Here is a 13,879-nt window from a genome sequence, read left to right on the forward strand (position 1 = left end):
GATTCGGTAGAGGCGGGGCCCCTTCTTAACACGCCCGGGGTAAGACTGCGGGCATGAGTGAAGCACCGGTGCTCTACCTCATCGTCTGCGCCGCTCCCCCGGCCCAGCGGATCGGCGAGCTCGCCGAACTGCTCGCCGCCGACGGCTGGCGGGTCTGCCTGATCGCCACCCCGATCGCCGCGACCTGGCTCGACCGCGACGAACTCGCCGCGCAGACCGGCCATCCGGTACGCGCCGAGTGGCGCCGCCCCGGCGACCCCGAGCCGCACCCGCCGGCCGACGCCGTCGCGGTCGTGCCGGCCACCTTCAACACGCTGAACAAGTGGGCGGTCGGGGCGAGCGACACGCTGGCCCTGGGCGTCCTCAACGAGATGCTCGGCGCGGGACCGCCGATCCACGTGTTTCCCCGGGTCAACGCCGCGCTGTCGGCGCATCCCGCCTACCGGCCGAACCTGCGGCGGCTGCGCGAGGCGGGGGTGGTGGTGCACGACGGGGACGTGCTGCGGTCACCGGACGAGATGACGCCGAGCCGCTGGGCGGCGGTGGTTGACGCGCTGCGCGCGGCGCGACCCGACGCCTAACGGGGCCGGGGAACCTGCCGGTTGAAGCGGGGGCGTAGCGCCAGGACCAGCGCTTCCTTCGTACCCTCGGGGTTGTCGGTCTCCTGCCAGCGGACCTCGCGCCGCCCCAGCCACCCGGCGATGTCGTCACGGGTCGCGGCTTGGCCCGGGGTGTCGAGGAGCTGGCCGACCTGGTCGTGCAGCACCGACGAGTCGCGGTTGCCGGTGAGGTGCTGGCGCAGCCGGGCGCGCAGGTTGCCGGTGTAGCCGACGTAGACGACCACACCGCCGTCGAGCACCAGGTGCACGCCGGGCGCGGCGGGCGCGCCGGCGACGACCTCCATCGTGTACGGCAGGGCCGGCGTGAACCCGGCCAGCAGGTCTTCGGTGTCCAGCACCCGGGCGACGCTACCGGTGTCCGCGCAGCTCCGTTGCCCCACACGACCCGGCGTGACCGTCCGGTAGCGGGCAGCGCCCACCGTCGGGCAGCCGCACGTCACACCAGACCCGGTGGCGCAGGTGCTGGGCGTCCTCCTCGCTGAGCGTGGTCTCGCCGAAGTCGACCGCGTCCAGGTGCCCGAGCGACCGGGCGAGCGCGGCGGCCAGCTCGGTGGCGGCGTCCCGGCTGGTCAGCGTGGTGGGCAGATGGATGATCCAGCGCGGCTCAGTCATCGTGGCCACGCCGCCGGCACCCGTGGTGGCGGGACTGCCACTGGCGCAGCGCCTGCCGGACCCGCTCCGACTCGGTGCGCGCGGTGGTCAGCTCCCGGTCGAGCCGGTCCATCTCGTCGGCCACCCGCAACAGGTAGTCGTGCACCTGCGCCCGGTCGAACCCCCGCCAGCGCGTGTCGAAGACGGCCGCGCGTACCTGCCAGGCCCGCACCCGCTCCCCGGTCACCCAGATCACCAGGCCACCCCCACGGCCTCGTCGGGCACGCCGGCCGCGGCGAGCGTCGCCCTCCCCCACCGCGCCAGCCCGCAGGGGTACGGGACGCGCTCGCTGCGGCACAGCGGACCCTGCGGCCAGCGCTCCGGAACGTGGACGCGCACGGCGAGCGCGGCGACGAGAAGGTCGTCGTCGGTGACCGGGGTGGGAACGGGAAAGTCGGCGGACATCGGTGGGCGCCTCCGGGGTCGGGTGTCGTGGAGTGGCGCCGGGGCGGGCGGGGTCGGTGGGCAGCCGCGATCGGGGGACGCGGCACCGCCGGAGCCCAGCACCCGCCCCGGGCCATGTGACCAGCCTCGGATAAGCGGGAACGACGAACCACAGCGTTGGAGGAGCTCGTATGGCGCAGAAATGAGGCATCCGACGCCCCACGAGTTCCACGCAGGGTGACTACATTGACGACGGAACGGAGGGAGGCCCGAGCGTGGCCCTGAAGCGGCAGCGGCTCTGTCAACGGCGGAAAGCTCTCGGGTTCAGCCAGGAACGTCTCGCTGACATCGTGGGTGTGGAGCGGTCTACCGTGGTGCGGTGGGAGAACGCCGAGACGGACCCACATCCCTGGCACAGAACCCGGATCGCCTTCGCGTTAGGCGTTACGCTCGAACAGGTCGACGACATGCTCGCCGACGTGTCAGTGGCCAAGCGCCGAGGACAAGCCATGGCAAACAGCAATCAGGACCACGAAGCCAGCAGCATCGCCGCTGCCCGGCCGGAGCCTCTCAGCGACTTGCGGGGCTTCCTGACCGACTACCTCACGCCGCCGACCCGGCCAGTCCAATCCCTGGCCCACCTTCGACGCTCTGTCCGACGCATCCACGATCTCTACCAGCGAGCGAGCTACACATCCGCCGCCCGCCTGATACCCGACGTGCTGCGTCAGGCGACTGAGCTGTCCAACCGCCCGACAGGGCCGGACCGGAGAGACGCCTTCCGGCTTCTCGCCGCCGCCTATCTCGCGGCAGCCAAACTTGCCGCCAAGTTCGGCGACGGAGAAACCGCCCTCCTCAGCGCCGACCGTGCCGCGACCGCCGCGAGGATCGGCGACGACGAAGCCCTCGTCGCGATCGCGGCGTACCAAGCCGCGTGCGGCGTCCTGCGGATGCCAGCCCGAGCCACCGAAGCGGAAGAGATCACCCGCAGCAGCATCGACCACCTCGCCGCACGTGGTTCGACAGCCAGCCCCGATCTGCTCTCCGCTCACGGCGCTCTACTCCTCCTCGCCGCCGTGATTTCCGCCGGACAGGGCAACACCAAGGAGTCCGCCCAACTCCTGTCCCGCGCGGAGCAGTTAGCGGCAGACCTCGGCGCGGAGCAGAACCGGTTGTGGACCGCTTTCGGCCCAACAAACGTCGCCATCCACTCGGTTTCTGCCGCCGTCCACGCACGCAAGGCTGACCAAGCCCTGGAAGTTGGGTCGCGCCTCGACACCTCACGGCTGCCCGCTGTCATCGTGGGTCGACGCGCTCAGGTGCACATCGACCTGGCCGCAGCGGCGTTCATGTCGTCCACGGACAGGCCCACCGCCGTGCTGCACCTCCTCGAAGCCGAGCGGGTGGCCGCAGAAGCGGTGTACGCCAACGTTCAAGCACGCGCAGTCCTGCTCGACCTCATGACCAGGGAAAGGCGGGCGGCCACACCAGGGCTGCGCCCGCTGGCGCAGCGAGCCGGCCTCTTAGCCTAGAGGTCGAGCTCCATCCTGCTCAGGCTTGCTCTAGCACATGATCTTTATGTGCAATATGCCGAGCGATGTACGCAGGAAGCCCGTCAGAGGTGTCGAATTCAGAGAGAACGGCCTTCACCGCAGAATCGATATGCCGCGCATTGGCCGGCATTCTGTCGCGAATGACAGAATCCATAGCCGATTCCAACAAGGTTCGAGTCACACCTCCCCTCCCGACCGATCCAACTGCTGATCCGGCTCGAGACGCCGGCGCACGGTCTTCAAGAAGGATTGCTTTGCGGACAATAATCTGGACGGTTAGGGGCGAGAGCATGACATGGGAAAGCGCCCGGCAAGCGAATGCTAAGACGTCCGCGTCGCTGGGTTGACCACTAGGAATATGATCAACCAACATCCGTATTAATTCGTCAGCCCCGTCGTCAGTCTTTCTATCGAAGAGCTGCAGTACGATCTGCCCAACTACATGAAACCGTCCTCCTGGAATTCGATCTCGGAGAAACGAGTGGAGCTCGCCAAAACTTCCCCTAGTCCTTACAATATACTCAGCAGCAAAATACTCGAGGAATGTACGGTGAGTGAAGCCGTAGGCAGGCTCGCCATGAATCACATCTACGTCTGAGAGTATCCAGGCGCGACCGGTGCAAAAATCGAGAAATTCCTCCGCTGTATGGATCGCATCGTCATGTTCAAAGTGCTTAGCCGTAAGATACGTGGCAATAGATGCAACCACTCGCCGACGAGTCATCACGCCATTTGATCCAAAGTTTGAAGCCCCTCCCAGCTGCTCGAAGGCGAGATATTGGACCGCTCCTCGAATTCGAGTATGAAACTCGGGTGAACCCTTGATTCCTCGAATGTTGTCCCAAGATCTAAACAGGAGGAGCGCACAATGCTCATACGCTTCAACCATATTCTGAGGAATATACCCTTCAGAGGAGTACATCCCGCACAGCAGCGACAAGAGCAGGGGGTTCCGCCTGAGGTCAGGCACGCTTGAGCTCTCTCGAAGAAAGCTCTCAGTCAGCCTCTGTCGTTGCCCGCTAGGCGACTGCTCGTCCAGCGCAAACCACTTCTGCACATACTGCACCACGCGCTCCTCGTCGAAGTCAGAGACGCGAGCGTGCGAGAATTGACGAGAACCAAAAGGGGCATCGTCGTATCCGACTACCCGCGCAGTCACAAGGATGGTGACCATCGGGTACGCGCTGGCGAAACCTTCAACGAGTTTAACTACGCGGCGACGAAGGTCCGCGTCGATGAGTTCGTCAAGCCCATCGAGGATGACGACGGCTCGGCCAACAGTAACTAGATACTCAACCGCATCGGGAGGGGGTTCGATATTATGCGGGTCAGCAGCGGAGCTCTTGAGGTAATCAATTAACGTGCGACCGCCTGAGCTAAACCCGGTTGCATGATTCCTGAGGAGCACTAAGAACGGCACAAGCTCGCTGCCGAATCCGCACTTTTCAGAGGCCACATCGTACGCAAGTTTCGTGGCCATCGTTGACTTTCCCGCACCCGGATTCCCTAGAACGACCAATCGCTGAGTCATCGCGAGCAACTCAGGTAGAGATCTCTGCCCAAAGCCTACATCTTGGGGTTCCAGGGGAGGATCAACGTAGAGCTGGTCATACGGAACAGTCTTGCGATTACCGAGATGGGGAAGTTGGAGCTCTCCGTGCATCTCGGCAACTTGCCCTCTCAAGGACCTGGCAAAATCATGAAAAGCGCTGAGGTCGTTCACCCTGGCCAAGAGTTCACTCTTGCGGGCTGCAATTGAAGCCAGATGCGCCACGCCAGCGGCAGATGCTGCGTCCACGAGAGCCCTTGAGGCTCGCCCAGACTGCTTCGATACGGCAGCCACGAGTGAGCCTTCCAATAAGTCCGCGATCCCCGGCCTTTGAGCCCCGCTTAGCGGAACGAAATGCCGCAGACCTTCGATAATCTCGCTACGTACGGCCGAATGCACTTCGTCTGGGTTTTGGTTTGGTAGCAGCTCAGCCAACGTCACATGCAAAGCGACTTCGTCAAAGTCGGGCGATGATAGGTAACGCTGCAGGCCGGCAATCTGCCCCTCGTTAAGCTCCTCTAGCAATTCCGAGGAGAGCTTCACCGAGATCGTCGCCCTTGATGACTCCCGAACCTTTTCGGCTCGCCGGGCGGCCAGTGCTCTTCTCGCAAGCGCGCTCAATGCGCGGGACAAGGCGCGCGCTGCGGCCAGCTCAAGATTGGATGCCAACGTGCTCCCATCATTGATCGCATCAAAGTGCAGATGCGCAAGACTCTCATGTTAGCCATTGGCCATCCATTCGAATAGGGCAACGGGCACGATATGCCCCTTCTGCGATGAATGACACTTCGACTTGTCGGATTTCTGACGCTCACCAATATCGTCTTGGTGCTGTGCCGTTGGCACTTTAAGCCTCTCGCTAGTCTGATGGCGATGGACCTGAGGCCTGGAATCTACGAACACCTCGTCACTCATGGGCTGGCAACGCGCCTCCAGAAGGTCGTTGACACACTTGTCCGGGACGAAGGGCTTGACTCGGCCGACTCGCACGACGTACTGGCCCGCCATATCGCTGCCCTCGCGCGGCGGGCGCTGCTGGCGGTTGGCGGCGGGGAGAACAAGGTCGCCCGGCAGGTCGACCTTGCGAACCGGATCGCCGCGCACATCGCCCAGGCCGAGCCGCGCGCTGTCACCACCGACGACCAGGTGACAGACGCCCAGCGCCTACTCCATGCCATCGCGGCCCCGCCCACCCCGCCGGCCGCACCGGTGTTCCCGGTCCGCCCCTCCACGCCGCTCTCCACCGGAGCGCTCCTGGTCAACGGGCGGCACCAGCCGCGGATCGGGCACGAGGTCAGCCACGAGATGGCGTCGGCGGACGCGGTCGACCTGCTCTGCGCGTTCATCAAGTGGCACGGCCTGCGCATCATCGAGCCGGCCATCACGGAGCTGATCGGCCGGGGCGGTCAGGTGCGTGTCATCACCACCACGTACATGGGCGCCACCGACCAGCGGGCCCTGGACCGGCTCGCCGAGCTGGGCGCGGACATCAAGGTCTCCTACGAGACGCGGACCACCCGCCTGCACGCCAAGGCGTGGCTGTTCCGGCGCGACAACGGCACCACCACCGCGTACGTCGGCTCGTCCAACCTCTCGAAGGCCGCGCTGGTCGACGGCGTGGAGTGGAACGTACGGATCTCCAACCTGGAGCAGCCGCACGTCATCGACACGTTCGAGGCGACGTTCGCCGACTACTGGAACGACTCGGCGTTCGAGACGTACGACCCGGCCAAGGATGCCGAGCGGCTACGCGTCGCGCTGCGCGGGGAGCGCACCGACGAGGCGCCGACCGAGATCGCGAACCTGGACGTCCGGCCGTTCCCGTACCAGCAGGAGGTCCTGAACGACCTCGACGCCGAGCGGCTGGTGCACGGGCGGTGGCGGAACCTGGTGGTGATGGCGACCGGCACCGGCAAGACGGTGGTGGCAGCGCTGGACTACCGCCGGCTCCGCCGGGCCGGGCAGGTCGACTCCCTGCTCTTCGTCGCCCACCAGGAACAGATTCTCCGGCAGAGCCGATCCGTGTTCCGCCAGGTGATGGGTGATGGAACCTTCGGCGAGACCCTGGTGGGCGGCGATCGACCGGACGGGTGGAAGCACGTCTTCGCGTCGATCCAGTCGCTGCACCGGCAGGAAATCAACCCCGAGGCGTACGACATGGTGATCGTCGACGAGTTCCACCACGCCGAGGCGCCGACGTACACGAGCCTGTTGGAGCGGCTTCGGCCGCGCGTACTCCTGGGGTTGACCGCGACGCCCGACCGGAGCGACGGCGGCGACGTGCGCCGGTGGTTCGACGGCCGCGCGTCGGTGGAGCTGCACCTGTGGGAGGCGTTGGAGCGGCAGTTGCTGGCGCCGTTCCAGTATTTCGGGCTGCACGACGAGGTGGACCTGACGCGGGTGCGGTGGAAGCGCGGGCAGGGCTACGACAAGGCCGACCTGGACGGCGTCTACACCGGCAACCACGCGCGGGCGCGGTTGATCCTGCACGCGGTCAACCGGATCGCCGACGTGGGGCGGATGCGGGCGCTCGGCTTCTGCGTCAGCATCGGGCACGCCGAGTTCATGGCCGACTGGTTCACCCAACACGGCGTGCCGGCGGCGGCGGTGACGTCGACGCTTGATCGGGGTGAGCGGCACACGTTGATCGACCGGTTCCGCAAGCGGGAGCTGCGGGTGCTGTTCACTGTCGACCTGTTCAACGAGGGTGTCGACCTGCCGATGGTCGACACGATCCTCATGCTGCGGCCGACCGAGAGCGCCACGATCTTCCTGCAACAGCTCGGCCGGGGGCTGCGGTTGGACGACGACAAGCCATGCCTGACCGTGCTCGACTTCATCGGCGGCCAGCACGCCAACTTCCGCTTCGACCTCCGCTGGCGAGCGCTGGCCGGGGTGAGCCGGCGATCCGTCGAGGCGGCCGTCCGAGAGGACTTCCCGTCGCTGCCGAGCGGCTGCCACATCGAGCTGGACCGGGTGGCGAAGGACATCGTGCTCGCCAACCTGAGGTCGGCGCTGCCGACATCGAAGAACGCGCTGGTGGGTGAGCTGCGGCAGCTCGGTGACGTCAGCCTGTCCGACTTCCTGCGGGAGACCGGGCTGGAGATCGAGGACGTGTACCGGTCGGCGACCGTGGGCGGCTGGGCGGGGCTTCGGCGTCTCGCCGGGCTCGACGCGGCCCCGGGGGCCCGGACGATCGTGACCTCGGACGGGCTGTCGGCCGGATGCTGCACATCGACGACGTCGATCGGCTGGACCTCATCAGCCAGGTGGCATCCGGTCGGGAGCCCGCCGCCGGGCGGCTGCTCGACATGCTGCACTTCAGCCTGTGGGGCCCGTCGGTGCCGCTGGCCGAACGCGACGCCCGGCTCAAGCGGCTCTGGGCCGAGCCGGCGCGCTGCGCGGAGCTACGGCAGGTAGCGGAGGTGCTGCGCGATCGGATCCACCGGGTCACCGAGCGACCCGCTTCGGAGCGGGTTCCGCTGCGGGTGCACGCCCGCTACAGCCGTAACGAGGCGTGCGCGGCCTTCGGCATGGCGAACCCGGGCTCGCTGCGGGAGGGCGTGAAGTGGCTGCCGGACGAGAAGGCGGACCTCTTCTTCGTCACGCTCGTGAAGTCCGAGGAGCACTACTCCCCCACCACCATGTACGCCGACCGGGCCATCACCGACCGGCTGTTCCAGTGGGAGTCGCAGAGCACGACGGCGGCGACGTCGGCGACCGGGCGGCGGTATGTCGACCATGTGGCGCGGGGGACGACGGTGCACCTGTTCGTGCGGGAGACCCGGGTTGCCGACCGCGACCTGGGCGCACCGCCCTACCTGTATGCCGGACCGATGACCTACCAGGAGCACAGCGGCGATCGGCCGATGCGCGTCCTCTGGGAACTGCGGCAACCCCTCCCCGCCGACATGTACGCCGCCGCCCGGGCGATCGCCGCCTGATATCACCAACGACTCAGCTTGAAAGGCATCGCAGAGGCAACACCCGATTCAGCCGGCAATCCGGCGGCGGTCCGGCGGACGCTTCCAACGGCACGGCAGCACCGCCACCCCGCCGGCGATGACCCCGACCATCGTCCCGGTGACCAGACTGGATACGGCCGCCGAAGCCCGCAACAGGACTTCTCGCGCTCCCGGTGAGATGTTGGCCAGCCCCGGCGCGTCCATCCCCAGCGACGGATCCCAGAACACCTGGTGACCGACCGCGAGGAACACCCCGTACAGCGCGCCCACGACCACCAGCGTCAGGAACGGGCTCGGTGGTCGCCGCCACAGCACGACGGCCACCCAGACCAGCGGCGGCCCCAACGCCAGCAGCGCGGCCAACACCGTGCCCTCCGGCATCACGTCCAGGTCGTGCAGCGCCACCCGCGGCGCGGCCAGCGCGGCAAGTCCGACCAGAGCCGGCCAGGAGAACCCGAGGGCACGACGGGCGCTCATCGCCCGACCGCCGACGGCGCCGTCGACCGGACGAAGCGCAGGAGCGCGACGAACGCCAGCACGGCGGTCACCGCGCCACCGGCGAAGCGCACCCAGTGCCCCGCGACGAACTCGGCCGCCACCTGCCGCAGGTACTCGGGCGAGTGCGTCCCCACCGGGTCCACGAACATGATCTCGTTGCGCGGCCAGAAGAAGACGGCGGAGAACAGGAACTCGCAGGCGACGAAGACGACGGTGGCGCCGGCCACGTACCAGCGCAGCCGGCGGTCGCGCCAGGTGAGCAGCGTCGCGGCGACGCTGCTCAGCACGACCGACGCGCCCAGCGGCGGGAAATAGTCGTGCGGGCCGCCGTCGACCAGGAACCCCCGGGCCCGCTCCAGGGACGCGGGCGGGTCGTTGAAGATGTTCGGGTAGAGCATGACGGTCTCGGCGGCGACCCCGCCGAACGACATCATCGCCGCCCAGACCATCACGATCAGGGCGATCCACGTCAGTTTGGTACGGGACATGAGCGTTTCTCCTCGTAGGTGGGGATGTCATCGACGCTAGGTCGGTGCTCGCCCGCCGTCGTCCGCGCCGCCGCGCGACCGGGGATCGCCTGTCGACGTACACCTCGGGGTTGCCCCTGACGCCTGCGGACGACAGCGCCGAGGGCCGGGGCGGACCTAGGCTCGAAGGCGTGCCCGACACCTCGCCCACCCGCGCCGACGCGCTGCTCGCGGCGGCCACCCCCGCCCTGGTCGTGGTGGCCGTGGCGGCCGAGGGGACCGCGCCGGCCCGCGCCGTGCTCGCCTGCGTCGTGGCGGTCGGGCTCGGGGGCCTGGTGCTGGCCGCCCGCCGCTGGCCGCTGCCCGCGCTGCTGGCCACGGCGGCGGGCATCCTCCTCTACTACGCGCTGGACCTGCCGCCGGTCGGGGTGGTCGCGCCGGCCGCCGCCGTGCTCTACCGGGTCGCGGAGCGGGGTCGGGTCACGCCGGCCGCTCTGGTCGCCGGCGGGCTGCTGGCGGTGTCGGTGGCGGTCCGGCTGGTCGAGGGCGACGACGTCGCGGTCGTCGTCGGGGCCGAGCTGGGCTCGGAGGCGGCGTTGGCCCTCGCGGTCATCGCCCTCGGAGACGCGGTACGCAACCGGCGGTCGCTGCGGGCGGCGTTGGTCCGCCAGGCCATGGCGGCCGACGAGGAGCGCCACCGCGAGGCGGCCCGGCAGGTGGAGGCGGAGCGGCTTCGCATCGCGCGGGAGGTGCACGACACGTTGGGGCACACGATGTCGGTGATCACGTTGCAGTCGGCGGTGGCGCGAGAGGCCCTCACCGACCGGGATCCCGCGCAGGCGGAGGGCGCGCTGGCGGCCATCCACTCGGTGAGCGGCAGCGCGATGGCGGAGCTGCGGGCGACGCTCGGCACGCTGCGCCGCGAGCCCGGGCCGCACGAGCCCGCGCCCGGGTTCGCCCAGCTACCGGCGCTCGTCGACGGCGTGCGTCGGGGCGGGTTGGCGGTCGACCTGCGGGTCGACGGCCCGGTCGAGGCGCTGCCCGCCGTGGTCGGCAGCACGGTCTACCGGGTCGTGCAGGAGGCGCTGACGAACGTGCTGCGTCACGCCGGGGCCACCCGGGTGACCGTCACGGTCCGCGCCACACCCGGTCGGCTCGCGCTGGAGGTGGTGGACGACGGTCGCGGCGGCCCGTCCGCCGGGCCGACGGGCCGGAACGGCCAGGGGCTGCGCGGCATGGCGGAGCGGGTCGCCCTGCTGGGCGGCAGCGTCGACACCGGCACCGCCGCGACGGGCGGCTTCCGGGTGTCGGTCCACCTGCCGCTGGCGCGGGTGACCGCGTGACCGCGATCCGCGTCGTCCTCGTCGACGACCAGCACCTGGTCCGCACCGGCCTGCGTGCGCTGCTCGACCGCGCCGCCGACATCGAGGTGGTGGGCGAGGCCGGTGACGGTGGTGCCGGGCTGTCGGTTGTCCGGGAGCAGCGGCCCGACGTCGTGCTCATGGACGTGCGGATGCCCGGCGGGGACGGGCTGGAGGCAACCCGGCGGATCCTCGCCGATCCGCAACTCACCGGCGTGCGGGTGGTCATGTTGACCACGTTCGACGACGACGAGTACCTGTTCGAGGCGATCCGGGCCGGGGCGGCCGGCTTCCTGCTCAAGGACACCCCGCCCGACGCGCTGCGGGAGGCCGTCCGGGTGGTGGCGGGCGGCGACGCGCTGCTCTCGCCGGCCGTCACCAGGCGGGTGCTGACCGCGGCGGCCCACGCCCCGGTGACCGACCCGGCGCGGCTGGCCGGGCTCACCGCGCGGGAGCGGGACGTGCTCGCCCAGGTTGGCGCGGGGCGGTCGAACACCGAGATCGGGCAGGTGCTGTTCCTCAGCCCGGACACCGCCCGCACCTACGTGAGCCGGCTGCTCCAGAAGCTGAACGCCCGCGACCGGTCCCAGCTCGTGGTGATCGCGTACGAGAGCGGGCTGGTCCGTCCCGGCGAGCAGTGAGGCCCGGTCAGACCTGCGCCTCGCCCACCGACTCCGGCTCCGCGTGCCGGCCCCCGCCGTTGCGCCGCTCGTCCCCGTGCCCCGGCCACCACGCCGTGTGCCCGATCAACCCGGTCAACGCCGGCACGAAGAACATCGACATCACGAACGCGGACAGCACGATCCCGATCGCCACCGCGAACCCCATCTGCTGGAGGAACGAGATCGGCGCGAGCATCAACACCCCGAACGTGCCGGCCAGGATCAACCCGGCCGCGGCGACGGTCGGGCCGGCGTGTTCCACGCCGATCGCGGCGGCCTGGTGGGGTTCGTGGCCCTCCCGGGCCTCCTCGCGTAGTCGGGCGATCATCAGGATGTTGTAGTCGGTGCCGATCGCCACCACGAACAGGTAGAGGATGATCGGCAACTGGAACGTGACGCCCGGGTTGCCCTGGAGCCCCTGGAACACGTAGACGGTCGCGCCCAGCGTGGCGGCGAAGTTGAGCAGCACCGCGATCACCAGGTAGATCGGTGCGACGAGACTGCGCAGCAGCAACGCGAGGATGAGCGCGATCAGGCCGGCGGCCACCGGCAGGATCACCGAGAGGTCGCGGTTGTTCGCCGAGTTGATGTCGGCGAAGATCGCGGTCGGCCCGCCGACCAGCGCCTTCGTACCCTCTGGGGCCTTGGCGTGCAGGTCGTCGCGCAGGTCGTCGCGGACCAGGCTGATCGCCTCGTTGGAGACCGGGTTCTCGTCGAGCAGCAGGTTGATCCGGGCCACGCCCGGGTCGGTGGCGCTGCGCTCCGGCGGCTGCACCCGGGCGACGCCGGGCGCGTTCGCCGAGGCGGCGGCGAAGTCGTTGACCTGCTGGTCGGTCAGCGGGGTGCCGTTGCCGGTGGTCAGGTAGACCTCGGTGGGCGCGAGCGCCCCGGCGGCGAAGCCGCGCTGGAGGTCCTTGGCGGCCCGCGCGGACTCGGTGTCCTGCGGGAAGCCGGCGCTGAAGTCGTAGTCGGCCTTGTAGCCGAGCACCCCGGCGGCGAGTGCGACCAGCAGCGCGCCGGAGGCCGCGGCCACCAGGGCAGGCCGGCGGCCGACGGCGGCGCCGAGCCGTCGGGACAGGCTTGCCTTCGGCGTACGCTGCCACGCCTTCGACGGCCAGAAAACCCACCGGCCGAGCAACGACACCAGCGCCGGGATCAGGGTCAGCGAGGTGACCAGCATGACGGCGACGGCGATGGCGAGCGCCGGGCCGAGCGAGCCGAAGAAGCCCAGCGAGGCGAGCAGCAGCACCAGGAACGCGACGATGACCGCGCCGGCGGCGGAGGTGATGACCTCGCCGACCCGCTGCACCGTGACGATCATCGCGGTGCGCTTGTCGTCGCCGGCGCGCAGTCGCTCGCGGTAGCGGAACAGCAGGAACAGGATGTAGTCGGTGCCGATGCCGAACAGCACGATCAGCAGGATGGTCTGGAGGTCCTGGCTGACGTTGAGGTCGAACGCCTTGCCGGCGGCGGCGACCAGCCCGGTGGTGACGGACATGACCACGCTGATCACCACGACGGGCAGCAGCGCGGCGATCGGGCTGCGGAAGATGATCAGGATCAGCCCGATGATGAGGATGATGGTGGCGACGCCGACGACCGCGAACGCGGAGTTGAACGTGTCCTCGTTGTCGACGAAGCTGGCCACGTCGCCGGCCACGCCGGCGGTCAGGCCGCTGCCGGCCAGGTCCGGCCCGAGGTCGGCGCGCAGGTCGCGGACGGCGTCGAGCAGCTTCGGGTCGTCCGGGGTGTCGGCGTCGAGGCCGACGGAGATGATCTGCACCGACTTGTCCGGCGCGACGGCCTGCGGGCCGGTGAGGTAGCCGGAGGTCTGCGGGATGTTCCGGGCCTTGAGCGCCTGGGCGAGCTGCCCGACGCGCGCCTCGTCGGCCGGGGTGAGCGGCTTGCCGTCGCTCCGCTTGACCACGATGGTGGCGGTGGCGGTCGCCGCCTGCGGGAACGACTTGGTGGCCAGCTCGGTGGCCTGCACCGACTCGTAGGAGCGCGGCAGGAAGCTCTCCTGGTCGGCGGAGGTGATGTCGCTCAGCGACGGGCTGGTGACGACGATCGCGATCGCGGCGAGGATCCAGCCGCCGATCACCCACCAGGCCTTGCCGACGACGAATCTGCCCAGTCGCTCGAACATCGTTTCCCCCGTGTGTCGACTGC

At 69.0% G+C, this 13,879-nt stretch carries 14 protein-coding genes; 6 read left to right on the forward strand and 8 right to left on the reverse strand.

Annotated elements, in window-relative coordinates; translation table 11 throughout:
- The first annotated feature begins 53 nt into the window (after positions 1-53).
- Entirely contained in the window at positions 54-581 is a 528-nt protein-coding gene (locus CO540_RS14095) for a flavoprotein (protein ID WP_099162401.1), read from the forward strand.
- Here CO540_RS14095 and CO540_RS14100 read toward each other — a convergent pair.
- From CO540_RS14100 to CO540_RS14115, 4 genes are read right to left on the reverse strand one after another with little or no spacing between them, the layout of a single operon-like run.
- Positions 578-958 carry a hypothetical protein gene (locus CO540_RS14100; protein ID WP_157779128.1) on the reverse strand — a complete coding sequence of 127 codons (381 nt, stop codon included), beginning with the start codon at positions 956-958 and terminating at the stop codon, positions 578-580. The two genes, CO540_RS14095 and CO540_RS14100, sit on opposite strands and share 4 nt — an antisense overlap.
- Before the next feature lie 10 nt (positions 959-968).
- Positions 969-1,232 carry a hypothetical protein gene (locus CO540_RS14105; protein ID WP_099164759.1) on the reverse strand — a complete coding sequence of 88 codons (264 nt, stop codon included), beginning with the start codon at positions 1,230-1,232 and terminating at the stop codon, positions 969-971.
- The gene (locus CO540_RS14110; RefSeq protein ID WP_099162403.1) at positions 1,225-1,467 is read right to left on the reverse strand and encodes a DivIVA domain-containing protein; all 243 of its coding nucleotides are present in this window, start codon (positions 1,465-1,467) and stop codon (positions 1,225-1,227) included. The genes CO540_RS14105 and CO540_RS14110 overlap by 8 nt, the downstream gene beginning before the upstream one ends.
- Positions 1,464-1,676: a hypothetical protein gene (locus CO540_RS14115; protein WP_099162404.1), complete on the reverse strand. Its 213-nt coding sequence runs from the start codon at positions 1,674-1,676 to the stop codon at positions 1,464-1,466. Before CO540_RS14115 ends, CO540_RS14110 begins: the two co-directional genes overlap by 4 nt.
- A gap of 254 nt (positions 1,677-1,930) precedes the next feature.
- Between CO540_RS14115 and CO540_RS14120 the strand changes: the two genes are divergently transcribed.
- Positions 1,931-3,187, forward strand: a complete 1,257-nt coding sequence (locus CO540_RS14120) for a helix-turn-helix transcriptional regulator (RefSeq protein ID WP_157779129.1) — start codon at positions 1,931-1,933, stop codon at positions 3,185-3,187.
- Between the two features lie 19 nt (positions 3,188-3,206).
- Here the strand turns inward: CO540_RS14120 and CO540_RS14125 are convergent, their stop codons facing one another.
- Complete coding sequence (locus CO540_RS14125; protein WP_157779130.1) at positions 3,207-5,426, reverse strand: NACHT domain-containing NTPase; 2,220 nt, start codon at positions 5,424-5,426, stop codon at positions 3,207-3,209.
- A 198-nt stretch (positions 5,427-5,624) separates the two neighbouring features.
- Here CO540_RS14125 and CO540_RS14130 point away from each other — a divergent pair, with 198 nt between their 5' ends.
- Both CO540_RS14130 and CO540_RS30925 read left to right on the forward strand, forming a co-directional pair.
- Entirely contained in the window at positions 5,625-8,177 is a 2,553-nt protein-coding gene (locus CO540_RS14130; protein ID WP_253866669.1) for a DEAD/DEAH box helicase family protein, read from the forward strand.
- Positions 8,069-8,701 carry a DUF3427 domain-containing protein gene (locus tag CO540_RS30925; RefSeq protein WP_253866670.1) on the forward strand — a complete coding sequence of 211 codons (633 nt, stop codon included), beginning with the start codon at positions 8,069-8,071 and terminating at the stop codon, positions 8,699-8,701. The genes CO540_RS14130 and CO540_RS30925 overlap by 109 nt, the downstream gene beginning before the upstream one ends.
- Positions 8,702-8,749: 48 nt before the next feature.
- Here the strand turns inward: CO540_RS30925 and CO540_RS14135 are convergent, their stop codons facing one another.
- Together CO540_RS14135 and CO540_RS14140 are read right to left on the reverse strand one after the other, a co-directional pair.
- Complete coding sequence (locus CO540_RS14135) at positions 8,750-9,199, reverse strand: hypothetical protein (protein ID WP_099162407.1); 450 nt, start codon at positions 9,197-9,199, stop codon at positions 8,750-8,752.
- Positions 9,196-9,708, reverse strand: coding sequence for a DUF1772 domain-containing protein (locus CO540_RS14140; protein WP_099162408.1), 513 nt, complete (start codon positions 9,706-9,708; stop codon positions 9,196-9,198). The genes CO540_RS14135 and CO540_RS14140 overlap by 4 nt, the downstream gene beginning before the upstream one ends.
- A gap of 170 nt (positions 9,709-9,878) precedes the next feature.
- Between CO540_RS14140 and CO540_RS14145 the strand changes: the two genes are divergently transcribed.
- Entirely contained in the window at positions 9,879-11,030 is a 1,152-nt protein-coding gene (locus CO540_RS14145; RefSeq protein WP_099162409.1) for a sensor histidine kinase, read from the forward strand.
- Positions 11,027-11,689 (forward strand): response regulator transcription factor, encoded by a 663-nt coding sequence (locus tag CO540_RS14150; RefSeq protein ID WP_099162410.1) that lies wholly within the window; start codon positions 11,027-11,029, stop codon positions 11,687-11,689. The genes CO540_RS14145 and CO540_RS14150 overlap by 4 nt, the downstream gene beginning before the upstream one ends.
- Positions 11,690-11,696: 7 nt before the next feature.
- Here CO540_RS14150 and CO540_RS14155 read toward each other — a convergent pair whose 3' ends face one another.
- Positions 11,697-13,856, reverse strand: coding sequence for an MMPL family transporter (locus CO540_RS14155; RefSeq protein WP_099162411.1), 2,160 nt, complete (start codon positions 13,854-13,856; stop codon positions 11,697-11,699).
- Positions 13,857-13,879: the final 23 nt, after the last annotated feature.

This window comes from Micromonospora sp. WMMA2032, assembly GCF_002688545.1.
In the GTDB taxonomy this organism is placed as follows: Bacteria; Actinomycetota; Actinomycetes; order Mycobacteriales; family Micromonosporaceae; genus Micromonospora; species Micromonospora sediminicola.

What these genes read in the sequence shown, in the direction of transcription:
- CO540_RS14095 (WP_099162401.1), top strand. Translation starts at nt 54, where the DNA reads ATGAGTGAAGCACCGGTGCTCTACCTCATCGTCTGCGCCGCTCCCCCG.
- CO540_RS14155 (WP_099162411.1), bottom strand. Translation starts at nt 13,856, where the DNA reads ATGTTCGAGCGACTGGGCAGATTCGTCGTCGGCAAGGCCTGGTGGGTG.
- CO540_RS14140 (WP_099162408.1), bottom strand. Translation starts at nt 9,708, where the DNA reads ATGTCCCGTACCAAACTGACGTGGATCGCCCTGATCGTGATGGTCTGG.
- CO540_RS14105 (WP_099164759.1), bottom strand. Translation starts at nt 1,232, where the DNA reads ATGACTGAGCCGCGCTGGATCATCCATCTGCCCACCACGCTGACCAGC.
- CO540_RS30925 (WP_253866670.1), top strand. Translation starts at nt 8,069, where the DNA reads ATGCTGCACTTCAGCCTGTGGGGCCCGTCGGTGCCGCTGGCCGAACGC.
- CO540_RS14135 (WP_099162407.1), bottom strand. Translation starts at nt 9,199, where the DNA reads ATGAGCGCCCGTCGTGCCCTCGGGTTCTCCTGGCCGGCTCTGGTCGGA.
- CO540_RS14115 (WP_099162404.1), bottom strand. Translation starts at nt 1,676, where the DNA reads ATGTCCGCCGACTTTCCCGTTCCCACCCCGGTCACCGACGACGACCTT.
- CO540_RS14130 (WP_253866669.1), top strand. Translation starts at nt 5,625, where the DNA reads ATGGCGATGGACCTGAGGCCTGGAATCTACGAACACCTCGTCACTCAT.